Raw genomic sequence first — 26404 nt, forward strand, 5'->3', positions numbered from 1 at the left:
AAGCCGTGACGCAATTAATTTCAAAAGTTCAATATAAAAGAAGCGAAAAAGGCGAATTTCATGAAGTCGCAGAACGCAACCTTGACGACACCATCTCGTTGATTCTGAACTATCCATGGGGTACAGAACGAAGCTTAGCCTCAATAAAACTCTCTTGCCCCTCAGTAACAATCGGGCATCCTATTGGCACCTACTTGAAAGTTGGTCCTTACTTCTCTGGTAAGTTTTCACTTTATTACCTGGATACCAACAACAAGGTTTACCTTAAAATTGCCAACACGCTTGAGGATGCCTGCGTATTGGTAAAAACATATTTCGAGCAAGAAGGACAGCTTCAGGGATTTGAGAGGTACGGTTTTACAATCAAACCTTCCGCCCATTTTCGAACCAATCCTTTCGAATATACTATTGACGCAAAAGCCTTAATAAGTTTTTTCATGTTTCCCCTCTATATGGCGCCAGTCATTTCGTTCATGATCTGGCTAAAATATCTTGAGCATCCGGAGAGTTTTTCTTCAGGTGCTGCTGTAGGTATGGTGTTGTTTTTCCTCATCCTTTTTAGCCCACTGATTTACTTCTTTTTTAATTACCTATCGGCCGACAAAAACTGTTATATTCAAATTTCAAGAGGACACGATGAGTTTTTCTTCGGTACAGTAGATAGCAAAAAGTTATATAGCAAGCTGAATATCGCTGAGATTAACGCATATGGAGTAAGGTACTCCCGAAGCCCTTGGAGAGAATGTGAAGTGTTTAATATCATTTTTAAAAACGGCGAACAGATTCGGTTTACCAGTCTGTTGATCTCTAGCAATAAACTATTGCAAAAATTTCCCGATCACAAAATCATAGATAATAAAAGATTTTTTCCAACGGTTGGAAGTGTTTGAGTTGAATATCTGTTAGATCTAATAGTCAGGTGTTTGTCTGGTTTTTTTATTATTTTAACGTAGTTTATAATTGGCATTTAATTAATGCTTTCATTGCTCTAAAAAATCAAATCTATGGCTTTAAAATACTTGTCTAACTTCATAAATAAGTTAATAATTTTTATAGGTCTATTAAGTGTGATTTTGTGTAGTTGTAATAAGACTACAGATTTTAAAGTCAATGGAATTGTAAAAAATATGGACGGAACAATTGTTGAATTAACAAAGGACGATCTTATTTACGATAAAGCGATAATAAAAAATGGTAGTTTTTCCCTTAGTGCAAAACTACCAATACTGGAACAATGTGTTGTTAAGTTTTCTGGAGTCTACCCTAAAGGGAAAAAATGGGATACCTGGTCGAGTATTGTTAATGTTTTTGTAGAGAAGGGTGCATCTTACACGATTACAGGTAATGGTTCAGATGATTTCTCGCAGCAGAGATGCAAAATAATAACTACTTCGAAAGGGCAGAAAAGCTTTAATGATTATAAACAAATGGAACTGAATCAGCGGGTTTTAACCAAAAAAAGTATTGAGAACCTTGAAATTAAAAGAGCTCATTTTCTTGATCTTGGCGATATGATTCAATACGTAAATTATACAGATTCTATTGGAGTATTGGAAACAAATAGTGTGGAAGTTTATGATAAGCTAAGGCAGAAATATATCAACAATCATCCCAATACTTATTGTTCAATTTATTTGCTCTCCAAGGCACATGATATAGAGAGGAACTTTGATTTTTACAAATCCATTTATAATCAACTAACTCCTGAATTTAAAGAGCATATATATGCTGAAACTTATAAAAAAAAGGCAGATCAAATCTTGAAAATGAATAATCGTGGATTTAAGGTAAATATTCTTGCTAAGAGTTCAACGGAAAAAGCATTTAATATTGCAGATTTTTCGGGAAGCAAATTGATAGTTGTTGACGTCTGGGCAAGTTGGTGTATTCCGTGTAAGAATGAAATGCCTGCTGCAAAAAAGATGCAGGCACAATTATCTAAACAAAAAGTTGCTTATATCTTTTTGTCGATTGATGAAAAAAGATCGCTTTGGAAAAATGCAAATGCCAAGCTGAAACTCGAGGGAAGCTACTTGTTGGATTCGTCGTTTAATAAAAAATTCCAGGAAGATCTCTTAATTTCATCCATCCCCAGATATTTAATTATTAATAATAAAGGGGAATTGCTTAGCAAAGATGCTCCTCGACCTAGTCAATCTGCTTTTTTGCCGCTGGTAAATAAATTGTTAAATTAAATTTTGACTAGAGATTTATCAATGACAATACTTGATGGAAATGTTCATACAAAGCTTGCTGAACTTCTAGGGAAATAGTATTTAAGAGGACTGCATCATAATTAGCATGATGCAGCTTCTTTCGAAAATTTCGATATCCACATACTTTTGGAAAGAAAAGGGTGGAGATAAGTATTCAGTATAAAGGCTGTTAAAATGCTTCAGCGGTAATAGTCTTATTTAGTGCAGTTTTAGGAGGTGTTGCAAAACAACATTTTGAAAATTATCATATCTATAATACTTAACCAAGCTATATTTTGATTACGCTATTGAAAATGGTGGATTGGACCAAAGATTTCTAAAGTTGTGCATTATATTTTGGGTATATGTAGTTTCGCTAAATGGGAACTGAAGAGTATTTATTCCAGATATATTTAAATCTCACTAAAAGAAACATTTTGAAAAAGGTTAAAAAAGGTGGTATCTTTGCATTAACAGTACCTGTGTTGCTTTCCATAAGAACAGCCCACATGTCTTTTTTTAAAGAACAGTTTTCAACTCAAGATAATACACCTCCCATGCCTCTCTTAGATGCACACTTGGGGGGTTTTCTCTTTTTATAGCTATGGCTAAGTGTTATAACAAAGTTCCGCTTAGTTTCGAGCATCAATTGGCTTTATTAAAAAGTAGGGGATTAAGGGTTAATGAAGCTGATGAAGCTATTGCAATTGCCTATTTGAGTGAGGTTAGTTATTATCGCCTTAGTGCTTACTTCTTGCCTTACCAAACAGAAAAGGATGTATTTAATACATCAGTAAACTTTAATCAAATTATTAAAACCTACACTTTCGATAGGGAATTGAGATTATTGGTGTTTGATTGCATTGAAAGAATAGAAGTAGCGATAAGAACACAGTTTATCTATACAATGGCCACGCATTATAATGATAGCCATTGGCAAGATAATCAAGCTTGTTTTATCACTCCTTACTATAATAAAATCGGGAAATTAATTAACCCCCATGCGGACTTCCAAACCATTATATCAAAAGCTAAAACAGCTCGAACTCCAGAGACTTTTATCAAGCATTATACAAGTACGTATGACACCCCGCTAATCCGCCAAGCTGGATGTGTTTCGAATTATTGACCATCGGTGAAATGTCGCATTTATATAGAGGTTTAAAAAACAATTCGGATAAAAAAAGAATTGCGGATTTCTTTGAATTACACCCAACAGTATTTACCTCCTGGTTGCATACGCTAACCTATGTGAGAAATATTTGTGCACATCACAGCAGGCTATGGAACCGGGATTTAGCTATAGAGCCTGAACTTTTAATTAAGCCAAAAGGTAATTGGATTACAACACGTTATGAGAATAATAAAAGAGTGTTCTATTTCTTATGTGTACTTAGGTATCTGCTAAATAGAGCAAACCCAAACAATACCATGCAAACTAAAATAGAAAATCTGTTCTTGAAATATCCTACCATACCTATTAAATTTTTAGGAATCCCATCTGATGGAAATGGAAACTTATTAAATTGGAAACTTGAAAAAATTTGGCAATAGTGGCTAGGTAATTGAACAAATTTTGGAGGAACAATTGGTAACCACAAAGCTGTCATGAGCTGCTAAGAAAGGTAAAATGAGCTGGACAATAAAGTCTGCCCGCCATGTTTTGGTTAGGTTTGCTTATCTTGACATATATTTTGGGCATTACTATGGAACAGCCAGAAAAACTAAGAACTATCGATTACTCGGGTATATTCCTGTCCTGCTTTTCGGATTACAGCGAAAAATGTATCCATGCTACCCCGGAGCATGTGCTTTTGTATTTGTATTCAGGTGAACAAATTATAGAAGACAGAAATAAAAAGATTACGATACGGGCTGGAGAATGTGCGTTTATTAGAAGGAACCACAGGTTGTTAATGTATAAGAACAGTAAGGGCGAGGAACTGTATAAGGGTATTTCCTTAACATTTAATCGCAGTGTGCTGCGCGAATTTTACAGCAGGATAAACAAAACGGATATACCTAAAAAAGTAGCTATTCCAGAAGAAAATGTTTTCAAGATCGAACCACGGGCTGATATCAACAGTCTGTTCCAGTCATTGACACCTTATTTTGATGAAGGTGTAAAGCCAACCGAAGGTGTAGCAAAGTTAAAATTACAAGAAGGGATTTATGCCCTCCTGAACACTTCTGATATCTACTTTCCAATACTGTTCGACTTTACGGAACCCTGGAAGATAGACATCCTGGAATTTCTTAATGAAAATTACATGGACGAGCTTTCGATGGAGCAGATTGCTGCTTATACCGGGCGAAGTCTGGCGACATTCAAAAGGGACTTTAAAAAAATCAGTCAGCTTAGTCCACAAAAATGGATTATAAAAAAACGCCTGGAAGCTGCCTATGTTAAACTAAAGGAAGAAGGCCGAAAGGTGCAGGAGGTATATGTTGAAGTCGGGTTTAAGAACCCTTCACATTTCTCCACTGCATTTAAAAAGCAATACGGATTTCCGCCAACGGAGGTCTGAATTATAAGTCGAAGTTGAGCTTCTCAGTAAAGTAAATTGAGCCCTATAGTAACGTTGCTGTAGGGCTTTCTGGTTAATTTTGCTTTATGAAAAACGCAAAGAAAGAAGTTGAAAAGGCAGAGGATATCTTTCAAAGGTTAAGAACCGGCGAACCTATCCGGTTGAACGACCCGGAGTATTTCAAGATCAATGATGTTGTTTCCAGAACTATAAGGCACTCTCAGCAGCTAAATAGCGCAACTGATATAGATCAGGTGCGCCATCACTTAAGTGAAATCATCGGGACTGCAATCGACGAGAGCACGACTATTTTCGCTCCATTTTACACCAACTTTGGCAGATTTATAACGATCGGAAAAAATGTTTTTATCAATCACGCCTGCTCATTCCTTGATATGGGCGGTATTACGATCGAAGATGAAGTGCTGATCGGCCCGAGGGTGAATCTGGTTACAGAGAACCATCCATTAGACCCAAATGACAGAAGAACATTGATTACAAAACCTATTACCATAAAGCGACGGGCCTGGATAGGCGCAGGAGCCACAATACTGCCTGGGGTTACGATCGGCGAAAATGCTGTGGTGGCAGCAGGTGCTGTGGTTTCAAAAGATGTACCAGATAATATGATAGTGGGCGGAGTTCCTGCAAGCGTAATTAAATCCATTAATGATTAAAAAATCGAGACAATGAAGAACATCACACTAGTGGCCTTTGCAATAATGCTGTCTATCACACAGTTGTTTGGGCAATCAAAATCAAATCAAAAATTAAATACAATGAGCACAGCAATTGATCATTATACTTTTCAGCTAAGCAGTAAAGTAAGCAGAGAGAAAGTAACCTTCAAAAACCGTTATGGCATCGTCCTTTCGGGTGACTTATATATCCCGAAAAACGACAGTAAAGCACCTTTAGCTGCAATTGCCATCAGTGGACCGTTTGGAGCAGTTAAGGAACAATCGTCAGGCTTATATGCCAACCAAATGGCAGAGCGTGGTTTCATTGCGTTGGCATTTGACCCATCTTATACAGGGGAAAGTAGTGGCGAACCTCGTAATTTGGCTTCACCGGAAATTAATACTGAAGATTTTAGTGCGGCCGTAGATTTTTTAGGCATACAAAAAAATGTGGATAGAAATAAAATAGGTATTATCGGTATCTGTGGGTTTGGCGGCTTTGCATTGAATGCCACAGCTGTCGACAAGCGGGTAAAGGCTGTGGCTACTACGAGTTTATATGATATGACACGAGTAATGTCAAAAGGATACAATGATGCAGTTACGCCGGAGCAACGTACCCAGACTTTGGAACAATTAGCTCAGCAACGCTGGAAAGATGTTGAAAGCAGAAACCCGGCCAAAGGACCTCGCAACCTGCCGGAAGAATTACAGGGCAACGAACCTCAGTTTGTAAAAGAATATTTCGACTATTACCGGACACCGAGAGGTTTTCATGAGCGTTCATTGAACTCAAACGGAGCGTGGTTGGTCACCAATCCGCTGTCTTTTATGAACATGCCGATTCTTACTTACATTAAAGAAATCTCCCCACGTCCAATGTTGTTGATTGCCGGAGATAATGCACATTCCAGATACTTCAGTGAAGATATTTACAAAGCAGCGGCTGAGCCAAAGGAATTAATGATTATTCCTGATGCGGTACACGTGGATTTGTATGACAAACTTGATAAAATTCCTTTCAATAAACTGGAAGCCTTTTTCAAAGCGCATCTTCAATAAAATCTTGTTTGGTTAAGCATACTTCAAAAACTTTGTTAATTGTTTATTTCTTTTTAGAACCAACGAGAATTACGATTCCTGCAATTAAAATAATGCCACCCACGTAAGGAGGCCAATTCACATTTTTCTGTCTGTCTGCGGATATCTCAATAGGTCCGGCATCTACTATTTTTTCTTTTTTCGTGTAAGTGAAGCCAGTCCATACTAACATTATAATCCCTAAAATGGTTAGAATTAATCCAAGAGTTTTGTTCATATCAGTTTCTGTTTAGTTTTATAACATTAACAGCAGTTATCATGGAAAGTTTGAAACTTGTTTGCGCTGCAAAAATTGGCAAAATCATAACGCAGAATATGAAAGAAGAGGAAGATGAAACGTACCACAAGCCAAACTTTATCCATGTTCAAGGTGTTTATTTATAACCTTATCCTAACTAAGAAAAAATGGAACAGCACACCAATCAACCATCACCTGAAAACATTATGAAAATTGGTACAGGCTTTTGGGCCTCAAAAATTCTTTTAACTGCGGTGAGTTTTCAGTTGTTCACCAAGCTTGCTGAAAAGAAAAGTATGAAGGCTAAAGATGTCAAAGACATTTTAGGGTTTAAGTGCACGGACAGAAATGTTTATGATTGGTTAGATGCTTTAACAGTATTTGGCTTTTTAAAGCGTGAAGGTATTTTGGATACAGCTATTTATTCAAATACCGCTGACTCAGACACGTTTTTAGATAAAAACAAACCATCATATATTGGAGGTATCCTTGAAATGCTGAACAATCGTTTATATGCTTTCTGGAATAATCTGGGCGAGGGCTTGCTTACCGGTCTTCCTCAAAACGAAGCGAAAAAGGGTGAGAATATTTTCAGTTTGATATACAATGACCCCGAAAAATTAAAAGAATTTACCAATGCAATGAGCGGTATTCAAATGGGTAATTTTATGGCCTTCGCTAAAAAATTTGACTTTGTAAATTATAAAACATTAATTGATGTAGGCGGTTCTGCAGGATTGCTTTCGCTTATGGTGGCAAAGCATAATCTCCACATACATTGTACTAGTTTCGACCTGCCGGCGGTTGAGCCTATAGCAAACGCTACGATACAGCAATTCGGGTTATCAGATCGTGTAAAAACCGTAAGCGGCGACTTCTTCACTATGCCAATACCCAATGCAGATATTGTTGTAATGGGAAATATCCTCCATGATTGGGACGAAGAACATAAAATTTCATTAATGAAAAAAGCTTATGATGCACTGCCCGACAATGGGGCATTTGTAGCTATTGAGGGTATCATAGATGATGAAAGAAAGCAAAACGCTTTTGGTATGATGATGAGCTTAAATATGCTTATTGAAACAGGAACAGGATTTGATTACACATTTGCGGATTTTAACAGGTGGGCTGATATTGTAGGGTTTAAAACAACGGAAATTCTTCCGTTGGAAGGGGCATCGAGTGCTGCGATAGCATACAAATAGATGAGTTTCTGGTTGAGGTTAAGTCTTGGTACAGCGGTAATTTCGATAATAAAAAAGGTCGGAATTTCCGACCTTTTTTCATCTATTTATAAGTAATTAGCTTATTGAACTATTTTACCATCTTTATCAATCTTGATTGATCCTGTTTGTTCTCCTTTTTTAACATCAATTTGATAGTATTGTTTTTTATCTGCATTGACTACCAGGAAAGCTGCCACTGGAGTAAGGTCTTTAGCTTCCTCAGATTTTAATACTGCTTTTACTGGCTCAGGAAGGTCTTTCAATTCAACCGGAGTTTTTGTAGTACTATCTTGATATACCACATTTTCAATTGGGTTTTTAATTTCGCTTGCTTTTACTGATGTTAATCCTGCTACTGCTAAAAATGCTGCTGATAAGATGATCTTTTTCATAATATTCGTTCTAATCAATTAATATTCTTGTTAATTATGAATACAGTAGGGTTCATAACCGTGCCGGAACGCTATGTTTTTGGCATTGTCCTGGTTTTCAATGTTTTGTTAGGTTGGGGTTCTTTTTAGATTGTAGACCTTTTCTACAGTTTGTTGTTTAGCGCAACAAAACTTAAAAGAAATCACTATGTCACTAAAGATTCAAGGACGAAACCAAATTGGAATGTTTGTTGTTTTACATTAAAGGCTCTCCATCCAACAATTAAAAAAACAATAAATAAATAGATAGATGAAAGCGCAAGAAAAGAATGTAAAAAGCGGCAACATGCAGGGAAGCACAACTGCCGACAGAGCCTTTAATAATAAACGCGAAGACCTGAAAAAAAAAGGCATCAGTAATGGAGGCGGCCAACGGTCAGATCAAACATCAAGTCGGGATAGTATGCATAAACCCGAGCATAAAAAATCATAGGCTGAATAGTCGATAAATACAAAACGCCCCTCAATTTTGTTGAGGGGCGTTTTATTTGATTTACTTTACCTTTTTGGGTTTAGCTTTCAAGTCAGGTGACATCAAGGTATATCTCTTATCACCAAATGTAGGCTCATTCAAGAATCCAATATCCGGAACTTGCTTTTTCGTATTACATAGCGTCAGGTACTTCTCTAAGAACAAAGCATAATTGTAATGATTGATAGCTTTGGAACGGTTGTCCAGATCATTCATAGTGATGTAGCGTACATACTTCAAAGCATGTTTCATCCAGGACAAATCTTCGATACTCCTGCTCAGAAAGTAAAGGGAATTGTAAAAAGACAAAACTTGCTTTTGATCCAATTTTACTATTTCCGGAAAACGATCGGCAATGGCTGCGGCCTTGTCGTATTGTTTCGTTCTCAGATAATCCAGTACTTGACCTTTAGCCACAACAGTCGGTTTTCCGGTAAATTCCATCTTGCCCAATAAAGCTGTAACCTTCTCATAAGCTGCGGCTTCAAAACGGGCAGGATTATAAATCCCACTATTCTCTAAACGGCTAATGTCATAATCAAATGCAGAAACTAACTTTTCGTTTACAGCCGAGTCACCATATTGAGCACGCCATTTCGCTTCCTTTTTAATCAATTCATCAAACTGTGGAGTAGAAGTTCCATTTTGGAAATTAGCAAAAAAGCGCCAGGCTAAGGAATCACTCAAGCCGGTGGGAGTAGCATCTAAATAAGTGGTAACTAATGTATTTAATTCGTCTCGCTTGAAGCTCGATTGTAAATACTTAGCATAGTTCCACAATAATTTAGGGTCACGTTTACCCGCTTGATATTGAGATTCCATGAATACAGAGCGGGTATCTGCCTGTAAGGCAGATTGACCCGTATATAAAAATACCTCCATAGCTTGTCTGCTGGTGCTTCTATGAACCACTTCATCCAGAACAGGATCTACAAATAAGTAGGTTGGGTAAAGATTTACCTTAAACCTATTTTTCAAGGTGATTCCTTCTCCTTTTTCAGCATCAAACTTATAATTCACAAATTGCTGATTATAGAAATCACCAACTTTTTGCAAAGAAAAAACCTCTTCTTCCATCAATTTACAGGGACCACACCAATCGGTAAACACATCGATAAAAATGAGTTTATTTTCCTTCTTTGCGATCTCTTTTATTTCGGCCCAGGATTCTTTTTTATGAAATTTAATGCCTTGCGCTCCAACAGTAGCGTAACTGAACAAGGCTATAAAAATCAATACGATTGATCTATTCATAACCAGGGTTTTGTTTAACTACATTATTTCCAGCTTTTACTGTAGCAAGTGGAATAGGGACAATGTATCTGGTTTTGCTGGTTACGTTTGGCTTATAGTTTACGATATTAATATCTCCTTCAACCGCAAATCGAACTAAATCATACCACTCTTCGCCACTCTCACATCCTAATTCAAGTTGTTTTTCTTTCAAGACAGCTTGTAATAGTTCAGCCTTTGTCTGGACAGTAGTTGGAATTAAAGTTGCAACAGCACGACCGCGAATCACATTAATCATATCTCTTCCTTTAGCTAAATCAGCGCTGTTTCCAGTTCTGATTAAAGCTTCGGCTAAAATCAGATAAGCCTCCGACAACCTTAAAAAATACTCCGTATTGGCGGTTAAGCCTTGACCGCTAGCAGATACCGTATTATTAAATTTACCATTCCTGATTAGTTTAGCCGGCGGCGCCGTAAAAGTAATAGCAACAGTTTGTCTGGGATCTCCTGCCATTAAATCGAAATAAGACATTTTGGGTAGGACATAGGATCTGAAAGCAAAGGCTTTATTGTTACGTTCACTTTTATCATCAAATGGAGGTGCCAATAAAGCTTCTTTTGAATTGAAATTTTTTGTAAATACATCAGCAAATTTATCTTCCAATTTCGCATTTCCTCTCTGATCAATAGTTGCAGCAGCATAGAGGGCAGCCTGGGCGTAATCCCGTTTATATAGATACACTTTGGCCAGCAACATATTGGCAGCTTGCTTGGATGCATATTTCGCGGAAGTGTATTGTGGGGCGTTTGCAATAGCAAATTTTAAATCCCGCTCAATTAGCGCATAAGATTCACTAACCGTAGAGCGAGGTTTTGCAACTATATCTTTAACGGGAGCATCCCAGGTTACAATTCCGTATGGAGAAGAGGTGTCGAAAAACTGTCCGTATAATCTCAATAATGAAAAATGACCTAATGCCCTCAATACACTGGCTTCTGCAATAATTTCATTTTTCCTTGGATCATTTGTAATCAAAAGGTTGGTCTTTTCAATGACGTGACTGCTAAGGTTAATTAAAGTGTACCATCCTGTATAAATCCCGGATAGTGTTGAGTTATCAGCTTTTAAATCGTTGTCCGCAAATTGCTGAAAATTACTTCCACCCGTACCAACGTCAAAACTCAAGCCCATACACCCTGTAACGGCTGGTTCATTAACAAGCATATCAAAGGTATGCAACTGGGCATAAGTTCCGGTTAAAACCTTATTTGCGGATGGAACGTCGGTGATCACGTTTTCTTCACTCAATTTGAAAGGGGGCGCAATATCGGTTACGTCTACCAGGCTACAAGCTTGTAGCGATAAGGCCAAAAGGCCTGCCACCGCGTATGATAAATATCTCGTTTTCATATTAGAAAGTAATGTTAAAGCCAAAATTAAATGTTCTTGTTGAGGGATAAATTCCAGAATCAAATCCTCCTGCTAAAAGACCGGAACCTGTTGATGTGCCGTTTTCCGGGTCAGGACCGTCATACTTGGTCAATACAAACAAATTGGTTACACCTGCATACAATTTGATTTGGTTGACTTGTTGCTTCATCCATTTCGAAGGATTAATGTAATAAGCTACTTGTACGTTTTTCAGTTTCAGGAACGATCCATCCTGGATGAAATAATCAGATGGACGTGCGTTTTGATTTGGATCGCGGTAAGCATTTCTTGGCTGATCTGTATTTTTATTATCTTCAGTCCATCCATTCAAAACTGATCGGGTATAGTTTTTATCGGTGTTATAAATTCCTGCGGTAGCCTTAGCTCCATTTTGCAGTCTTTGACCGTAAGAAAAATAGAATAAAAAGGAACCTTCCAGTCCACCATAACGAAGGACATGATTCCATCCCCCAAAGAATTTTGGCTCGGCACTACCTAGCTTCACAACATCAAGGTCAGAAATATATCCATCCCCATTTACATCCTCAAATTTGAGATCACCAGGCGCTGTCTTAATCGCTTGATACCGCTGAATCGGAGACGCTTGATTCAATGCGGTAATTTCTGCTTGAGTTTGGAAAATTCCGGCTGTCTTATAGCCATTCACAGTGCCTAAAAGGTCACCTTCCTTAAAGTTTCTCAATGCATTGGCTGACCCGGAATTTAGTTTTTCTAAACGGCCGATATTCTTATTGAAATTGATATCTGTTGTATATTTAAATTTACCTCGGGTAATGACATCAGCCCCAATTACAAATTCAAAGCCCTTGTTGGATAGGTCTCCCACATTTATGGTCTGGTTACGGAAACCCGTTTCATATGGAATATCAACAAGCAATAACAAATCCTTAGTGTATTTGCGATATACATCCACTGATCCCCGAATTTTATTATCCAAAAATGCAAAATCTAAGCCAATATCTGTCTGATTTGTCGATTCCCAACGTAAACTAGGGTTAGGGACAGAACTCAATGTTACACCATTTTGACCATTATGAAATACAGTGGTGCCATCAGTGCCAAAGAATGTACGGTATTGAAAATCAAATAGATTTGCAGAACCTGTTTGACCTGTAGAGGCTCTAAATTTCAAATCCGATATCCAGCGGTAATTCTTCAGGAATGATTCCTCTGAAATCCTCCAGGCAAAAGCACCTGAGGGAAAGAATCCCCATTGGTTGTTAGGGCCAAATTTGGTAGACTTATCAGTACGCGCCGTAAAAGTCAGGTAGTATCTGCCATTATAATTATAATTAGCCCTGGCAAAATAAGATTGCAGGCCACTCAGGGTTCCGCTTGATTTATAACTTTGTATGGATTGGGCAGAGCCCATGTTATTCAAAACAATATCATCAGGAAAATTAACCGATTCCAGGTTCATGGTATTAAGCCTATTTGAGGTATAGGAGGCACCCACCATTGCATTCAAATAATGCTTTCCAAAGAATTTATCCACTGTAGCCGTATTGTCAAAAATCATGGAACTGAATTTATAACTGATATCCTTACGACTTCCTTTTCTTCCATTTTTTATTTCGAATGGATCGAAACTAGGTGTATAATTTACGGTAACATCATCTGACTGATTGTAGGATAGTGTAGATCTTAACCGTAAAAACTCGAACGGTCTTGCCTCAGCAAATAAGGAGGCCATCAGATTATCTCCGGTAAGTTTGTCTGTAAAAAGAGTTTTGGCTACCGGATTTGCTTGTGTACTATCAATGGCTGTTGCATATTTACCATTTTTGTCAAATACGGGAATATCCGGTCTGTAACTAGCAATATTATAATAAAAGGTGCTGGATGCTCCATTGGAAATATTTTTCGCATAATTTACATTCACACCCGCCTTGACCGACTTCACTACTTCTGACTCTATATTTCCACGAATGCTATAGCGATCAATATTACTTCCTTTGATGACACCTGCCTGGTTATTCATACTGGCTGAAAACGAATAGTTTGTTTGACCATTGCCCAAACCACCACGCAAACCCAGGTTCAACATATTAGAGTAACTATTCCGGGTAACCAGCTTGCGCCAGTCGGTGCTCACCCCTTTATTTTGTAAAAAATCAGTTGGAAAAGTGGTTCCGGCATTCTTATAAGCTTGAGTGGCCACTTGAAAGAACTCATCTGATGTCAACATATCAAAATCTTTGATAAACCGATCCGTCATCCCCTGGTAACTTAGTGTCAAAGTAGGCTTACCTTTTCCTCTCTTTGTAGTCACTAAGATAACACCATTGGCACCTCTAGACCCATATATCGCAGTCCCTGATGCATCTTTAAGGATGTCTATACGTTCGATGTCTTCTGGGTTGATTGATGCTAAAGGGGACATTTGAAATGATTTCGTGCTCCTGTAGGATTCTGATCCATTTCCCAGCCCAAGTTGAATTGGAACACCGTCAATTACATATAATGGTTCATTGACACCAAATACAGAAGATGCTCCGCGTATTCTAATAGAAGCGTCAGCGCCCGGAGCACCCGATGATTTGACAACCATCACACCTGGCGCGCGACCAGCCAATGCAACATCAAGGCTAAATGCAGGTTGTTTTTGCATCTCTTCCACATTTACTAAGGAAACAGCTCCAGTCAAATCACGTTTCTTAACCGCACCATAGCCCACCGCAACTTCAACTTCCTCCAACTGGCCATCTACCATTTTTAAAACGACAGTGCCCATATCCGACTTGGCTTTTAGTTCCTTCTGTGCAAAGCCTACATATGAAATGACAAGCACTGCATCTTCTTCCACACCATTTAAGGTAAATTCTCCATTGCGATTCGTTGAAGTGGATAGCTTTTTCCCCTTAACCTGAACAGAAGTTCCAATCAGGGGGATACCATTCTCGTCGATTACTGTCCCTTTGATGTTAATCGGAATTGTTAAAAATTCGGAGACCTTCTCGAAAATAGTTTTATTCCTTTCCATGATGACAATGGTCTTTTCCAGTACTGTATACCCCAATGGAAATCCTTCCAGGCTTTTGTTTAACACTTCTTCAATAGAGGCATTTTTAAATGCTGCATTGAAGGGGCGGTTTGAAGACAAATCTTTGGCATGCCATACGACATGGTAGCCGGTTTGTTTTTTGATTTCCTGAAATAATTGTTTGAGAGTCGCTTCTTTTTGCACATAAGTTAGTTTTTGTGCCAGACCTGCAGCACTAACCTGCATAAAAGAAATGATTAGCAAAAACGTAGTAAGTCGCATAATTCGCAAAACTTTATGGGCATACCGCTCTGGTATACCTATTCCGGTAAAATTTCTATACATTTGGTTGTTAGGTTTATTGGTAATAATTAATAATATCGATTGTAATTGCTATTAAATAATGCTTAACATTTTCTGCCTTGGCAGAGCCAGCCAGAGGTGTTCGTAGCACTTCTGGTTTTTTGCATTATTTTATATATTTGATGAGGTAGATTTATTTCATAACCGTGATTCTCCTTTCTTTCTCGTTAATAATAAAATGAATGTGACCGGTTAGTTCCAACATTTTTAAGACCTTGGATACTTCTGAAAAGCGGGATATGCTTCCCCCAAATAGCTCCTTTTTTAAACCCTCATTTTCATAGGCTATTTCCACATCATACCAGCGGGAAACCTGCTTCATGATACTTTCTAACGTTTCATTCTCAAAAGAAAACTCTCCATTTTTCCAGGATAGGACTGTGGATGGATTGACGTTTTTGACTTCGAGTGTATTGCTGTGATCGGATGAGATACTTTGTTGATTGGGTATTAGAATAACACTATTTGGAGCGCTTGCTTTAACACGCAGACTTCCCTCCAAAAGGGTGGTTTTTACATTTTCCTCATCAGCGTAAGCGTTAATATTAAAATGAGTGCCCAGGACTTCTACTTCCTGGTCATTGCTCACGACAATGAAAGGTTGTTTCGCGTCTTTTTTCACTTCAAAATATGCTTCTCCATCTAAAGTAACCTTACGATGAACCAACTTGTTAATTAGAACGGTACTATAGGATATACTCGAAGCTGAATTTAGCCATACTTTGGTTCCATCAGGAAGTTTAATTTGGTATTGACCTCCACGTGGTGTTGTAAGGCTGAACTGTTTGTAATTTTCTTTTGATTGGGGAGTCGTAGCTGATGAGATGGCTGCCTGGGTGTTGATGACGGTGCTGTCTGTATACATCATGTTATCATTAGCGATAATAATCCCAGTCTGATTATTGCTTAATTCGACCTTACTGCCATCTGACAGTGTTAAAAAGGCTTTGTTTTTGCCTGCAGCTATATCTTTACCAATTAGTTGCGTCTTAAACGAATAACCACTATTGTAGGACTGATAAAAATAGACTCCAAAAGAAACCATGAGTAAAACAGCTGCGGCAGCTGCCCATGTTCCCCAAATGCGATAATCCGTTTTCTTAGGAATTTTAATAAATGAATGTTCAATTTCACTAAACTGCAAATCCGATAGTTCGGGCAGATCATGGGCCTCATGTTGCAGATACGAGGATTCCAATAACGCCCTTTCTTCTTCAGTACAGTTTCCTGATAAATATTTCCTGAGTAAATCTTTAATCTCTTTTTCTTGCATATCCTAAAGGATAAAATCTCCTTATATAAACCAAGACAGCTTAGTAATGGCGAAGGGCTACTTCAGGAAATAATATTTTATTAAAAAAAGTAAATAAGCAAATAAGCCTAGCCTAAAACGCAGCGTCTTTAAAGCTTTTTTAATGTGATTTTTAACGGTAAACTCCGATATATCAAGTCTTTCGGCAATTTCCTTGTGGCTTAAGTGTTCCTTTCTACTCAATAAAAAAACTTCTCTCATGCGTTCTGGTAAAGCTGTTATTTCAGCTTCAATTTGCTTAGCCAGTTCATTTTCCCGCACCCGCTCATCCGTAATATAACTCGCTTCACGATTAAATTCCTGGAAAGAGGTGATGTAGCCAGCCGCTACTTTTTTATGCGCGTAGATGTTAAAGACCCGATTGCGCACCGAATTGTATAAATAACCGGAGAAATTGACGGTTTCAGGTAAATCATCTCGTTTGTCCCACAAAGCCCCGAAAAGCTCCTGAACCAAATCCTTTGCTTCTTCAAAATCGACTAGCTTTTTATAGGCATGCATGTGAAGAATACCTTTGTATCGCTCATAAATCTCATGAAAAGCAGCTTCATTCCCTTTCTTAAGGAGAACAGCTAACTCTTGATCGTTTAAATTCTTATACAAATTCATTCCGGTTTAGATAATGAGTATAGAAAAATGGTATTGCCCCTATATCTGGTTTTGTAACAACGAAGATACAATGAGTAAAGGTAGCTTTTTTTCTAGAAAGATTACTACACAGACTCCGTATCTAGAGAAGGGGACCGGCAGGCTGGTAGGTGTTGAGAAGGACACCCCTTGGCGTACTTCGTGTTGCAACGAGTGAGAGTGACCGTGGTGGCAGGCCATTTTCGAACAGCCGTTTTCCTTCTCCGAGTATTATCGGAAAAACCCAGAGATGATATTCGTCAACGAGGTTGTTGGCAATCAACGTCTGCAGCAATTCACCGCTTCCCCAAATATGCAACACTGGTCCATCAGATGCTTTCAGCTGGCGAATCTCGTCAACTACATCACCACCTATTTTATGCGAGTTCTCCCAGTCTAATTGGCTGAGGCTGCGCGTGACTACGTACTTCTCCGCCTTGTTGAAAGCCTTAGCAATTGGGTCGTCGCCCTGGTAAGGCCAATAGGAGGCAAAGATCTCATAGGTCCGGCGTCCCAAAAGCATGTCGAACTCACCGGCGATTGTCTCGCCAATAACCTGGTTCGCGGCGTCGTCGAAGAAAGACATGGCCCAGCCTCCATGGCTGAACCCGTTTCTCGGATCCTCATCTGGGCCACCAGGCGACTGCATGACGCCGTCCAGCGTGATTTGGGTGATTGAAATGAGCTTCCTCAATTTTCTACTCTGCCGTTATTGGGTCTATAACCGCCGAGACTTTACTTATCGAATTTGCAGGAAAACCGCCTTGTTTTGCATGTTCAAGAACCATTTCCTCATTGGGGGCAATGTAAACGCAATAGATTTTATCATCTGTCACATAGCTGTTTATCCATTGTATTTCTGGTCCCATTTTGCTTAACACCCCATTGGATGTCTGTGCAACTTCTTTCAATTGTTCAGCGGTAAATTTTCCTGCTCCAGGAATTTCCCTCTCAATTACATATTTAGGCATGGCAATAGTTTTTTAAATTTTCTAATATTTGCTTCAATAAGGACAGTTAAAGCTTGCGACTGCAGGATGGACTTAGGAACCTGGCAACTAGGAAGGGACTCTGGATACTTGCAGCTGAAATTCGATACTTAAATTTACGGATAATATATGAAAACAAAGAATGAAGAATTGAAGTATTGGCTATGCTTTCGGTTGCCTGGATTTATGATTACATTTGATAAAGAAATTGGTTTGTTTACCTGTTAGCCGGATTTTATGAATAAGGACATACAGACTTATAATGACTCACAATCAGCTGCAGATCGAGAAATCTGTAACATGTTATCCATTGAAATTAACCGAAACCTGGCAGAGGCGGAAAGTAAAAACTGGTAAATTTAAAGATGCATCCATTACCTATATTGATGTTGAGCAGGTTAATCTGGACGATCTGGCCCGATGGATCGAAAAATCGAAGGCGATACAATGGGATTATAAAAATATAGTGAAGAGAAAAGGAGTTTTGGTCCGTTTAGAATGAGCGGATGGTCTTTTCAGTATGATACATTTTCAATATATTTAATAAAATAATACCAAAAAATCGCTTTCAAATTCTGCTAATTCAATAGCTTCTTTTTTAGCGAAAATGGTAGTCATGTAGAAATCATAATACCTAAAATAAAGATTATGGCAGATAAAATTGACAAAGAAAAACGTAAGCAGATCCTAATCGACCTTCGTAAAAAAGCTCTTGAAGAATTTGAAAAAAGCCTTCCAATGAGCCGAGATAATTTTAGAATGCTCTTTGATTATTTGGACAACAAATTACAGGAGAAGAAGTGTGACGACGATCATGAAATGACAAGAACCTATTTAAATGTAATCGGAGTTGAAAACGTTGAAAAGATTTTAGGATGGTTAAGAGCCAAAGGCGGTTACTGTGATTGTGAAGTTTTAGCAAATGTTGAGGAACAATTCGAATAATGATGGGAGTTGTCGTTTAATCAATGATATCACCATTTTCGGCTTCATTTGCTTCGGTTCCAAATGGTTGTTCAATCTCATCGGCGATAGCCCAAAAAGCTGAATTTTTTTCTCTACTTATTTGCAGTCACAAGCCCAATCTGTATCCATGTCAATGACCGTTACTACTGTCTGATTGTCCTTACAAGGGGAAAAGATAATTCTGACCTGCTGGTTATCTCTTGTTTTTCCCTCTAAAGCATATTTTTTTCGACAAGGATTGGTGGAGGTAATATTACTTTTAGCATAATTAATATCACCTTTTTTAAGAATCTCATCTACTTCTAAAGAGTCAATAGAACGGCAATGCATTCTACATCTACCATGTTTAGTAAAAATAATTCTGTCTGGATTTCTATTGAAAGTGTTCTCCTTCGTATCGAAGCTTTGTATATCGGCACTTTGGGTTAAGTTACCACATCCAGCTGAAAGAGCCAGGGTTATAGACAAGAGGAATAAAAGGGCGCGGAATGACATCATTCCTGCAAAGGTAAGATTTAATGGATAAAGGGGAAGTCGCAATTTGCGACTTCCAATAAAACTGCATAAAATTATTCTTGCACTGTATACTAATAAACGGACTTCCAGATTTTAAATTTGTTCTCGTTTGTTCCGCCGATTTCCCGAATGACAAGACATAGGTTATCTTCCCTACGAGGAAAACATCTGTCAATAATATACTGCGTCTGCTGCAGCAACAGTCCGAGGTGCTGTTCAAAATCTATATTCTTAACGTCTAAGATAACCTGGTTCATTCTGGAAGAGATAATACATTCGAAGGTGAATTCTCTTTTAAGTGCTTTTACTACTTTTGATCTCAGTTTTTTCATTAAATAAGGGATTGTCACTGGTGTAATAAATTCTAACTATTATCAACTTAAACGTTACTCGCTTTTAATAATTGTGCTTGAATAGGTCATTATTTCATTTCTCTCGAAGCACAAGCTGGACTCTAAATTAAGCAAAAAATAGAAATAGAAATGTAAGATGTTGATTAATATCGTGTAACAAATTTGAACGTTATTGATTATCTTTATAAGAGCGTTATTTTTATTCATGTTTCAATGAATGCGATCAATTTTCAATACGAAATACATTTTGTATGGATTCAATAACGAATGAAGGCAATAATCATGATGAAACAGCTGGTAATCTTGTTATTTTTTCTTTCAACCCTTATCGCTTTTTCTGGTAATGCCCAGCACTTAAGCATAGCCCAACGCCCTGAAAATTCTTTAACGGGTTCTGCATTTGCAGCCTCTATCCGCGATTCCCAGATTTCTGTTTCTGCGCGGGAACAACATATGTTAGAAGAGGTTGAACAGGGTAATGTGCCGGATTTTTATCGTAGCTTTTTGCCTGTTATAGATACCGCAATGATTGAAGGAAAGCAGTTTGTTATCAAGTACTTTGTGGCACCCGATTACCTGGCTATTGGGTCGGATAAGGATTATTTTTACGCACCATTAACGGCAGCATCAGCACAAAAGATAGCGGATAAGCTGAATTGCAGTCTTCCTACCCGAAAAATGTCTAACCGGATTTACCAGTCTGCCATTTTTAAATTAACGCCAGAACCCATCCCACCTTCAATAAGGATGATGACCGTTCCGGTGTTTGAAGATCACAATAAGCTGGTACATCAGCAGCTGGATAGGATAGATGCAAAACCGGGCAGTCTTGTTGCCGGAAATAAAAAAGACGTAATCATATCGAATAAAATTATAGCTGCAGACGGCACATTAAGAGTGGTTATTTACGGTTGGCATAAGCCAGATAACAAGGCTATTCAACCCCTGTATAATGGTCATAAGTATGATTGGGTAGATTACAGCCATGGCATCAGACTAATACAAAACCGAGTTTACCTGAATGGGCGTAAAACCACCATCAAAAAAATATTGAAGTCAAAAACGCTTAATGTGCTGCTATCTGATGAAGGAGTCATTCGCATGCCAAGGTATCCACATACTAATTCAATAAAACTATGATTGACGTAAGTGTTTTTCAGAAAATAGGAATGTTTATGATTCCATTTAGTAGTGTATTAATCCCAGTGCTTTTAGGTAAGTATTATGGATCGTATGTAAGGGCTAAAGCGGGGAAATTAAACGATTCTCCAATTGGGTCGGTTGTAGGATCAGCACTAGGACTTCTTGCTTTTATGCTTGCATTTACTTTTCAAATTGTTGACAATCGGTATAACAGTCGAAAAGAACATCTACTTGAAGAAATAACTACTATTAGGACCACTTATTTACAAGCGGGGTTAATTCCCGAACCTTATCGATCCGCTTCCAGGAAGCAATTAATTGAATTTACGGATGCACATGTTGAGCTGGCAAAAAATCTTACAGACGTAAGATTAGCTTATTCAAATAGGCGAAATGAATTAGTTCTTGACTCACTCTGGAGTTACGCAGAAGCAATAGCAGTGCAAGATCGTAGTTCTGAAGCCTATTCAATGTTTATTTCATCAGTAAATAGACTTGCTGAGATTCATAACAAGCGAATAATAATTACAGTTGAGTATCATATTCCTGTTGCCATCTTGTGGGTTCTGTGGGTAGTCACTATATTTTCCATGTTTCTTCTTGGTTATCATCTTGGAATTTCCGGTAAAAAAAATTTCATTCTAGCCATTTTTTTATCTATCGTTTTTGCTTCTGTGATGTTTTTAATTCTGGCTTTAGACCGTCCTGGAATGAAGATTGCGAGATTGAATCCAGCTCCAATGATATCACTTTATAAAGAGTTACTTGCAAAGTAAGATTCATCCATCAAAAAACTGGTATATTAGAGTGTTGCTCATTTTGTAATATAACAATAAATAGATATGCTCGGAAACTTAGGTAAAAAGCAAATTATAGACCTCCTTCAAAGACAGGTTATTGGAAGGTTGGGATGCCATGCAAATGACGAAACCTATATTGTCCCGATTAATTATGTATATAGGAATGATTCGATATATGCACATTCGGGTAGCGGTAAGAAAATTGAGATGATGCGCATAAATCCCAAAGTATGCTTACAGGTGGATGAGATAGCAGATACCTTTAGATGGCGAAGTGTAATTCTGTGGGGAGTTTTCGAGGAACTCAATGGAGAAGAAAGGCAACAGGCTATGCAGGCCATTATACATAGGATTATGCCACTTACAAATAAGCCATCAGAAGAATCATCTCATGGTATTGATGTTGATCTGCACAACAATCTTATTGTCTATCGCATTAGAATAACCGAAGTTACCGGGCGCTTCGAGTCCCATGAGGATTAATTATGGCTAAAGAAAGTGCCGGTATTTTATTATACAGGATTAAAAATACTGCACCGGAGGTTCTCCTCGTTCATCCGGGCGGCCCCTTTTTTCGCAATAAGGATAGGGGATGGTGGACGGTGCCTAAGGGTGAGCTATTGCCGGGAGAGCTGGCTTTGGAAACTGCTTTAAGGGAGTTTAAGGAGGAGACCGGCTATCTACCCGCTGGCGATTTTATAGTTTTGAGCGCTGTGGTTCAGAAGGGTGGGAAAATTGTGCATGCCTGGGCAGTTCGTGGCGATCTGGATGAAACGGCAATTACCTGTAATACTTTTACACTGGAGTGGCCACCCAAATCCGGTAAAAGGATTGAGTTCCCTGAGATAGATAAAGCCGGCTGGTTTTCGCTGTCGGAAGCAAAGGAGTTTATTAATAAGCGGCAACAATCTTTCCTGGAAGAACTGGGGGATATCCTTGGATTCTGATTGGTCTATCCATGATTCCCTTCAAAATATACATGTAACTAATTCAATTGAACTATGGTTAAGGTAAGTTTTTTAGAGATGATTGGAATGTTTATGATTCCATTTAGCAGTGTATTGATCCCACTGCTTTTAGGTAAGTATTATGGTTTGTTTATAAGGGCTAAATCGGGAAAACTAAACGACTCTCCAATTGGGTCGGTTGTAGGATCTGCGTTGGGACTTCTTGCTTTTATGCTGGCATTTACTTTTCAAATTGTTGACACCCGGTATAGCAGCAGAAAAGAACTTTTACTCGATGAAGTCACTACCATCAGGACCACTTATTTACAAGCTGGATTAATTCCTGAACCATATCGATCCGCTACCAGAAAGCATTTAGTTACGTATACTGACGTACGCGTTGACCTGGCAAAAGATATGTCACCTGCAACATTGGAAAATGCAAAATTGCAAACTCAAATCATCCTTGATTCTCTCTGGAGTTACTCAGAAGCATTAGCAGTACAAGATCGTAGTTCTGAGGCTTATTCTCTATATATATCATCGGTAAATGGTCTTGTCGAGATCTATAACAAGCGAATAGTATTTACATTTGAGTATCGTATTCCTGTTGCTATTTTGTGGGTGCTATTTGTAGTCACCGTATTTTCAATGTTTCTGCTTGGTTATCATCTTGGAATTTCCGGTAAAAAAAGCCTCATTCTCGCCATTTTTATAGCTATTATTTTCGCATCTGTGGTGTTTTTAATTCTGTCTTTAGACCGCCCGGAGAGTCAGATTACAAAATTGAATCAAGCTCCGATGGCGACACTTTATAAAGAGTTGCATGTAAAGGAGGATCTTAGCTCAAAATAATTAGAAGCTTATACGATGGCTAAATAGCAAGTCACAAATTGTGACCTCAGGTTGAGGGAGGCAAAGGAATTTTGACATCTTTGTAAGATAACTGATTAAGGAACGCTGATATGGAGCATAATTTTACTGCAATTGATTTTGAAACTGCTCATGGTAAGCGCTGGAGTATTTGTCAGGTTGGCCTGGTACGTGTTGAAAATGGGATAATAAAGGAGACCATTAACCGACTGGTGTGTCCGCCTGATAATTATTATTTTTATAGGAACATTGAAGTTCATGGTATTACTCCTGAACGAACTCGCAGAGCTCCTGATTTTTCGACTGTTTGGACTGAAATTTCTCATTTTATTCAGGGGCAGGTTGTAGTAGCTCACAATGGTGCTTTTGATTTTAGCTGTCTTTCACAAACTTTGGATTATTACCAAATTGCACAACCCGTGTACAATAAGCAGTGTACCTATAAAATTTATGGGCAAAAATTGTCTTCCTTGTGTCAGGAATACCGGATTCCGTTAAACCACCATGATGCGTTGAGTGATGCGCTGGCCTGCGCAGAATTGTATAAAATGTATTTGAAAAGAATAAAATAGAATTATCCATCTTTTTGAAAGAATAATCTATTGTATTAGTAGGGGGATATTGTATATATTACATTAACCAAATATACATGTATGTACCTCAGGCTATTTTATTTAATGCTGGCTTTTGCGGGGATTGTATTTGCTATACAAGCCTGCAATTCATCTGGTAGTCAGAGTATCGAAGCGCAAATACCGGATACGATCAGCTACAATTTTCATGTTAGACCCATCCTGTCAGACAAGTGTTTTATCTGTCATGGGCCCGATGCGAATAAACGGGAAGCGGGCTTAAGACTTGATATTGCAGAAGAAGCTTATAAAGCCTTGAAGGAAAAACCTTCAGGACATGCTCTTGTGCCTTTTAAACCTAAAGCATCTGAGGTTTTTCTACGGATCTCTGCAACTGATTCTGCCCTGATCATGCCACCAAAGTCCTCCAATCTTAAGCTGACCTCGCGTGAAATTTCTGTGATAGAGAAATGGATTAAACAAGGAGCAAAGTATGAGCGGCACTGGGCCTTTAATCCTCCCAGAACTCCAGGTATTCCAAAAGTTGAAAATGAAGATTGGGTAAGGAATGAGATTGATTATTTTATCCTGCAAAAGCAGGAACAGAATGGAGTAAAGCCCAATCCGGAAGCAGATAAAGAAAGATTATTAAAAAGGCTGAGCCTCGACCTTACCGGTTTACCTCCGAGCATAGAGTTGATGGATAAATTCCTGACCGACGGCAGTAATAATGCTTATGGGAAAGTTGTAGAATCATTGCTGCAAAGTCAGGCATATGGTGAAAAAATGGCCCTTCATTGGATGGATGTGTCGCGTTATGCTGATTCCCATGGTTATCAGGACGACAATTACCGCTCTCAATGGCCTTGGAGAGATTGGGTGATTCACGCTTTCAATAAGAATATGCCTTATGACCAGTTTATTACCTGGCAATTGGCAGGAGATCTTATGCCCAATGCGACTAAAGAGCAGCTGTTGGCTACCGGCTTTAACCGGAACCATAAAATTACGGAAGAAGGTGGGGTAATTGATGAAGAATACCGTGTAGAGTATGTAACTGATCGTACAAATGCCTTTGGCAAGGCATTATTGGGAGTTACCTTAGAGTGTGCCCACTGTCATGATCATAAATATGATCCCTTTTCCCAAAAGGAATACTATCAGGTATTTGCTTTCTTTAATAATGTAAAAGAAGTTGGCCTGGAGTCCACTGTTGGCGGGCCTCAGACTTATGCGAAAAAACCGCTGATGGAAATTAGCAACGAGGATGTTAAAAAGATACTCACTTTTGTAAATAAGCAAGATACGAGTAAACTCATTGTTTCGGTGATGGGCGATAGGGACACGCTCAGAAAAACATTCATTCTGAACAGAGGTGTGTATGATGACCATGGTACGGAAGTAGAGGCAGGAACACCTAAATCCATATTGCCTTTCGGCAGTCAGAATGTTAAAAATCGATTGGGATTATCTAAATGGTTGTTTGATAAACGAAATCCATTGACTTCAAGGGTCTTTGTGAATCAGGTATGGCAAGAGTTTTTTGGTCGGGGTATTGTGAAAACTTCCGGGGATTTTGGGATGCAGGGAGAATTGCCTTCTCATCCGGAACTGCTGGACTGGTTGGCGGTAGATTTTATGAACCATGGCTGGAACATCAAACGTTTGGTGAAGCAGATCGTTAGTTCGGCCACTTACCGACAGTCGGCAGTAATCTCCGCAGACAAATTAAAAACAGATCCCGAAAATTTGCTGCTGGCCAGGGCACCGCGTTACCGTATTCCGGCAGAATCAGTTAGGGATGTAGTGCTGGCAAGTAGCGGTCTGCTGGTGAAAACCATTGGCGGTCCAAGTGTAAAGCCATATCAGCCTGCAGGGCTTTGGGAAGCAGCTACCTCAGGCCGCGGGATTCTGACGAATTACAAACAGGACCATGAAGGTAGTTTATACAGAAGGGGCATATACACCTTTATCAAGCGTACTGTACCACCACCCACGATGAGTATTTTTGATGCAAGTAACCGAGACCAGTGTGAAGTAAAACGATTAAATACGAATACCCCCTTGCAGGCATTGGTCATGTTGAACGACCCTACTGTACTGGAAGCCTCACGTGTTTTAGCAGCAAGGTTATTACTCGAAAACAGTGCTGTTCAGACGAAGTTGGTTAAAGCATTCCGTTTGATTGTGTGCAGGAATCCTAACGAAAAGGAAATTAAGGTACTTAATAGTTATTATGCTGATCAGCTAAAGGTTTTTCAGCAAAAATCGCAGATAGAAAAAGTACTGGCCGTCGGAGAATATCCAATTCCTGAGAAAATCAATAAGCGCAATCTGGCAGCAATGATGCAGGTTATGACCACCATTTATAATTTAGAAGAAACCATTACAAAAACCTGA

The 26404-nt window shown here is 38.6% G+C and carries 29 protein-coding genes; 18 read left to right on the plus strand and 11 right to left on the minus strand.

Annotated features, from left to right (window positions below; translation table 11 throughout):
• Positions 1 to 5: 5 nt before the first annotated feature.
• The 7 genes from B9A18_RS03575 (at position 6) to B9A18_RS03605 (ending at position 6465) form a co-directional block, all read left to right on the plus strand.
• The gene (locus tag B9A18_RS03575) at positions 6 to 890 is read left to right on the plus strand and encodes a PH domain-containing protein (protein ID WP_084287279.1); all 885 of its coding nucleotides are present in this window, start codon (positions 6 to 8) and stop codon (positions 888 to 890) included.
• A 114-nt stretch (positions 891 to 1004) separates the two neighbouring features.
• Positions 1005 to 2195, plus strand: a complete 1191-nt coding sequence (locus B9A18_RS03580; RefSeq protein ID WP_084287280.1) for a TlpA disulfide reductase family protein — start codon at positions 1005 to 1007, stop codon at positions 2193 to 2195.
• A 604-nt stretch (positions 2196 to 2799) separates the two neighbouring features.
• Positions 2800 to 3324: an Abi family protein gene (locus tag B9A18_RS25520; RefSeq protein WP_200816301.1), complete on the plus strand. Its 525-nt coding sequence runs from the start codon at positions 2800 to 2802 to the stop codon at positions 3322 to 3324.
• Between the two features lie 11 nt (positions 3325 to 3335).
• Entirely contained in the window at positions 3336 to 3749 is a 414-nt protein-coding gene (locus B9A18_RS25525) for an Abi family protein (RefSeq protein ID WP_262497644.1), read from the plus strand.
• A 152-nt stretch (positions 3750 to 3901) separates the two neighbouring features.
• Entirely contained in the window at positions 3902 to 4723 is an 822-nt protein-coding gene (locus B9A18_RS03595; protein ID WP_084287282.1) for a helix-turn-helix domain-containing protein, read from the plus strand.
• Positions 4724 to 4809: 86 nt separating this feature from the next.
• Positions 4810 to 5400: a DapH/DapD/GlmU-related protein gene (locus tag B9A18_RS03600; RefSeq protein WP_084287283.1), complete on the plus strand. Its 591-nt coding sequence runs from the start codon at positions 4810 to 4812 to the stop codon at positions 5398 to 5400.
• A 12-nt stretch (positions 5401 to 5412) separates the two neighbouring features.
• The gene (locus B9A18_RS03605) at positions 5413 to 6465 is read left to right on the plus strand and encodes an alpha/beta hydrolase (protein ID WP_084287284.1); all 1053 of its coding nucleotides are present in this window, start codon (positions 5413 to 5415) and stop codon (positions 6463 to 6465) included.
• 43 nt (positions 6466 to 6508) lie between these two features.
• Here B9A18_RS03605 and B9A18_RS03610 read toward each other — a convergent pair whose 3' ends face one another.
• Positions 6509 to 6721 (minus strand): YidH family protein, encoded by a 213-nt coding sequence (locus B9A18_RS03610; protein WP_084287285.1) that lies wholly within the window; start codon positions 6719 to 6721, stop codon positions 6509 to 6511.
• Positions 6722 to 6909: 188 nt separating this feature from the next.
• Between B9A18_RS03610 and B9A18_RS03615 the strand changes: the two genes are divergently transcribed.
• Entirely contained in the window at positions 6910 to 7950 is a 1041-nt protein-coding gene (locus tag B9A18_RS03615) for a methyltransferase (RefSeq protein ID WP_084287286.1), read from the plus strand.
• Between the two features lie 101 nt (positions 7951 to 8051).
• On the opposite strand, the gene B9A18_RS03620 is transcribed toward B9A18_RS03615, so the two are convergent.
• Complete coding sequence (locus tag B9A18_RS03620; protein WP_084287287.1) at positions 8052 to 8363, minus strand: hypothetical protein; 312 nt, start codon at positions 8361 to 8363, stop codon at positions 8052 to 8054.
• A 289-nt stretch (positions 8364 to 8652) separates the two neighbouring features.
• On the opposite strand from B9A18_RS03620, the gene B9A18_RS03625 reads away from it, so the two are divergent.
• Entirely contained in the window at positions 8653 to 8835 is a 183-nt protein-coding gene (locus tag B9A18_RS03625) for a hypothetical protein (RefSeq protein WP_084287288.1), read from the plus strand.
• Positions 8836 to 8895: 60 nt separating this feature from the next.
• Here B9A18_RS03625 and B9A18_RS03630 read toward each other — a convergent pair whose 3' ends face one another.
• The 7 genes from B9A18_RS03630 to B9A18_RS03660 all read right to left on the minus strand — a co-directional run bounded on the left by B9A18_RS03630 (position 8896) and on the right by B9A18_RS03660 (position 17816).
• Entirely contained in the window at positions 8896 to 10128 is a 1233-nt protein-coding gene (locus B9A18_RS03630) for a thioredoxin family protein (RefSeq protein WP_084287289.1), read from the minus strand.
• A complete protein-coding gene (locus tag B9A18_RS03635; protein ID WP_084287290.1) occupies positions 10121 to 11518 on the minus strand; it encodes a RagB/SusD family nutrient uptake outer membrane protein in 1398 nt (465 codons plus the stop codon). Before B9A18_RS03635 ends, B9A18_RS03630 begins: the two co-directional genes overlap by 8 nt.
• Position 11519: 1 nt before the next feature.
• Positions 11520 to 14888, minus strand: a complete 3369-nt coding sequence (locus B9A18_RS03640) for a SusC/RagA family TonB-linked outer membrane protein (protein WP_084287291.1) — start codon at positions 14886 to 14888, stop codon at positions 11520 to 11522.
• A gap of 151 nt (positions 14889 to 15039) precedes the next feature.
• A complete protein-coding gene (locus tag B9A18_RS03645; protein ID WP_084287292.1) occupies positions 15040 to 16179 on the minus strand; it encodes a FecR family protein in 1140 nt (379 codons plus the stop codon).
• A gap of 57 nt (positions 16180 to 16236) precedes the next feature.
• Positions 16237 to 16827 (minus strand): RNA polymerase sigma factor, encoded by a 591-nt coding sequence (locus B9A18_RS03650; protein ID WP_084287293.1) that lies wholly within the window; start codon positions 16825 to 16827, stop codon positions 16237 to 16239.
• A gap of 121 nt (positions 16828 to 16948) precedes the next feature.
• Positions 16949 to 17539, minus strand: a complete 591-nt coding sequence (locus tag B9A18_RS03655) for a dihydrofolate reductase family protein (protein WP_084287294.1) — start codon at positions 17537 to 17539, stop codon at positions 16949 to 16951.
• Positions 17540 to 17543: 4 nt separating this feature from the next.
• The gene (locus tag B9A18_RS03660; RefSeq protein ID WP_084287295.1) at positions 17544 to 17816 is read right to left on the minus strand and encodes a DUF4242 domain-containing protein; all 273 of its coding nucleotides are present in this window, start codon (positions 17814 to 17816) and stop codon (positions 17544 to 17546) included.
• Between the two features lie 280 nt (positions 17817 to 18096).
• On the opposite strand from B9A18_RS03660, the gene B9A18_RS03665 reads away from it, so the two are divergent.
• Together B9A18_RS03665 and B9A18_RS03670 are read left to right on the plus strand one after the other, a co-directional pair.
• Positions 18097 to 18336, plus strand: coding sequence for a hypothetical protein (locus tag B9A18_RS03665; protein ID WP_235005222.1), 240 nt, complete (start codon positions 18097 to 18099; stop codon positions 18334 to 18336).
• Positions 18337 to 18482: 146 nt separating this feature from the next.
• Entirely contained in the window at positions 18483 to 18779 is a 297-nt protein-coding gene (locus B9A18_RS03670) for a DUF2695 domain-containing protein (RefSeq protein WP_084287296.1), read from the plus strand.
• A 117-nt stretch (positions 18780 to 18896) separates the two neighbouring features.
• On the opposite strand, the gene B9A18_RS03675 is transcribed toward B9A18_RS03670, so the two are convergent.
• Positions 18897 to 19298 (minus strand): DUF4258 domain-containing protein, encoded by a 402-nt coding sequence (locus tag B9A18_RS03675; RefSeq protein ID WP_084287297.1) that lies wholly within the window; start codon positions 19296 to 19298, stop codon positions 18897 to 18899.
• An 89-nt stretch (positions 19299 to 19387) separates the two neighbouring features.
• The gene (locus tag B9A18_RS03680) at positions 19388 to 19648 is read right to left on the minus strand and encodes a hypothetical protein (RefSeq protein WP_084287298.1); all 261 of its coding nucleotides are present in this window, start codon (positions 19646 to 19648) and stop codon (positions 19388 to 19390) included.
• Positions 19649 to 19936: 288 nt separating this feature from the next.
• On the opposite strand from B9A18_RS03680, the gene B9A18_RS03685 reads away from it, so the two are divergent.
• From B9A18_RS03685 to B9A18_RS03715, 7 genes are all read left to right on the plus strand, one after another.
• Entirely contained in the window at positions 19937 to 20809 is an 873-nt protein-coding gene (locus B9A18_RS03685) for a hypothetical protein (RefSeq protein ID WP_084287299.1), read from the plus strand.
• Complete coding sequence (locus B9A18_RS03690; RefSeq protein ID WP_084287300.1) at positions 20806 to 21588, plus strand: bestrophin-like domain; 783 nt, start codon at positions 20806 to 20808, stop codon at positions 21586 to 21588. Before B9A18_RS03685 ends, B9A18_RS03690 begins: the two co-directional genes overlap by 4 nt.
• 66 nt (positions 21589 to 21654) lie before the next feature.
• A complete protein-coding gene (locus B9A18_RS03695) occupies positions 21655 to 22095 on the plus strand; it encodes a pyridoxamine 5'-phosphate oxidase family protein (RefSeq protein ID WP_084287301.1) in 441 nt (146 codons plus the stop codon).
• Between the two features lie 2 nt (positions 22096 to 22097).
• Positions 22098 to 22559: an NUDIX hydrolase gene (locus B9A18_RS03700; protein ID WP_084287302.1), complete on the plus strand. Its 462-nt coding sequence runs from the start codon at positions 22098 to 22100 to the stop codon at positions 22557 to 22559.
• A 54-nt stretch (positions 22560 to 22613) separates the two neighbouring features.
• A complete protein-coding gene (locus tag B9A18_RS03705) occupies positions 22614 to 23414 on the plus strand; it encodes a bestrophin-like domain (RefSeq protein ID WP_084287303.1) in 801 nt (266 codons plus the stop codon).
• Positions 23415 to 23524: 110 nt separating this feature from the next.
• Positions 23525 to 24004, plus strand: a complete 480-nt coding sequence (locus B9A18_RS03710; RefSeq protein WP_084287304.1) for a 3'-5' exonuclease — start codon at positions 23525 to 23527, stop codon at positions 24002 to 24004.
• An 81-nt stretch (positions 24005 to 24085) separates the two neighbouring features.
• On the plus strand, positions 24086 to 26404 hold the full coding sequence (locus tag B9A18_RS03715) for a PSD1 and planctomycete cytochrome C domain-containing protein (RefSeq protein WP_084287305.1): 2319 nt from the start codon (positions 24086 to 24088) through the stop codon (positions 26402 to 26404).

This window comes from Pedobacter nyackensis, from assembly GCF_900176505.1.
In the GTDB taxonomy this organism is placed as follows: domain Bacteria; phylum Bacteroidota; class Bacteroidia; order Sphingobacteriales; family Sphingobacteriaceae; genus Pedobacter; species Pedobacter nyackensis.

Coding starts and splice junctions, on each gene's coding strand:
- B9A18_RS03580 (WP_084287280.1), top strand. CDS start 1,005: ATGGCTTTAAAATACTTGTCTAACTTCATAAATAAGTTAATAATTTTT.
- B9A18_RS25520 (WP_200816301.1), top strand. CDS start 2,800: ATGGCTAAGTGTTATAACAAAGTTCCGCTTAGTTTCGAGCATCAATTG.
- B9A18_RS25525 (WP_262497644.1), top strand. CDS start 3,336: ATGTCGCATTTATATAGAGGTTTAAAAAACAATTCGGATAAAAAAAGA.
- B9A18_RS03595 (WP_084287282.1), top strand. CDS start 3,902: ATGGAACAGCCAGAAAAACTAAGAACTATCGATTACTCGGGTATATTC.
- B9A18_RS03600 (WP_084287283.1), top strand. CDS start 4,810: ATGAAAAACGCAAAGAAAGAAGTTGAAAAGGCAGAGGATATCTTTCAA.
- B9A18_RS03605 (WP_084287284.1), top strand. CDS start 5,413: ATGAAGAACATCACACTAGTGGCCTTTGCAATAATGCTGTCTATCACA.
- B9A18_RS03610 (WP_084287285.1), bottom strand. CDS start 6,721: ATGAACAAAACTCTTGGATTAATTCTAACCATTTTAGGGATTATAATG.
- B9A18_RS03615 (WP_084287286.1), top strand. CDS start 6,910: ATGGAACAGCACACCAATCAACCATCACCTGAAAACATTATGAAAATT.
- B9A18_RS03620 (WP_084287287.1), bottom strand. CDS start 8,363: ATGAAAAAGATCATCTTATCAGCAGCATTTTTAGCAGTAGCAGGATTA.
- B9A18_RS03625 (WP_084287288.1), top strand. CDS start 8,653: ATGAAAGCGCAAGAAAAGAATGTAAAAAGCGGCAACATGCAGGGAAGC.
- B9A18_RS03630 (WP_084287289.1), bottom strand. CDS start 10,128: ATGAATAGATCAATCGTATTGATTTTTATAGCCTTGTTCAGTTACGCT.
- B9A18_RS03635 (WP_084287290.1), bottom strand. CDS start 11,518: ATGAAAACGAGATATTTATCATACGCGGTGGCAGGCCTTTTGGCCTTA.
- B9A18_RS03640 (WP_084287291.1), bottom strand. CDS start 14,888: ATGTATAGAAATTTTACCGGAATAGGTATACCAGAGCGGTATGCCCAT.
- B9A18_RS03645 (WP_084287292.1), bottom strand. CDS start 16,179: ATGCAAGAAAAAGAGATTAAAGATTTACTCAGGAAATATTTATCAGGA.
- B9A18_RS03650 (WP_084287293.1), bottom strand. CDS start 16,827: ATGAATTTGTATAAGAATTTAAACGATCAAGAGTTAGCTGTTCTCCTT.
- B9A18_RS03660 (WP_084287295.1), bottom strand. CDS start 17,816: ATGCCTAAATATGTAATTGAGAGGGAAATTCCTGGAGCAGGAAAATTT.
- B9A18_RS03665 (WP_235005222.1), top strand. CDS start 18,097: ATGACTCACAATCAGCTGCAGATCGAGAAATCTGTAACATGTTATCCA.
- B9A18_RS03670 (WP_084287296.1), top strand. CDS start 18,483: ATGGCAGATAAAATTGACAAAGAAAAACGTAAGCAGATCCTAATCGAC.
- B9A18_RS03675 (WP_084287297.1), bottom strand. CDS start 19,298: ATGATGTCATTCCGCGCCCTTTTATTCCTCTTGTCTATAACCCTGGCT.
- B9A18_RS03680 (WP_084287298.1), bottom strand. CDS start 19,648: ATGAAAAAACTGAGATCAAAAGTAGTAAAAGCACTTAAAAGAGAATTC.
- B9A18_RS03685 (WP_084287299.1), top strand. CDS start 19,937: ATGAAGGCAATAATCATGATGAAACAGCTGGTAATCTTGTTATTTTTT.
- B9A18_RS03690 (WP_084287300.1), top strand. CDS start 20,806: ATGATTGACGTAAGTGTTTTTCAGAAAATAGGAATGTTTATGATTCCA.
- B9A18_RS03695 (WP_084287301.1), top strand. CDS start 21,655: ATGCTCGGAAACTTAGGTAAAAAGCAAATTATAGACCTCCTTCAAAGA.
- B9A18_RS03700 (WP_084287302.1), top strand. CDS start 22,098: ATGGCTAAAGAAAGTGCCGGTATTTTATTATACAGGATTAAAAATACT.
- B9A18_RS03705 (WP_084287303.1), top strand. CDS start 22,614: ATGGTTAAGGTAAGTTTTTTAGAGATGATTGGAATGTTTATGATTCCA.
- B9A18_RS03710 (WP_084287304.1), top strand. CDS start 23,525: ATGGAGCATAATTTTACTGCAATTGATTTTGAAACTGCTCATGGTAAG.
- B9A18_RS03715 (WP_084287305.1), top strand. CDS start 24,086: ATGTACCTCAGGCTATTTTATTTAATGCTGGCTTTTGCGGGGATTGTA.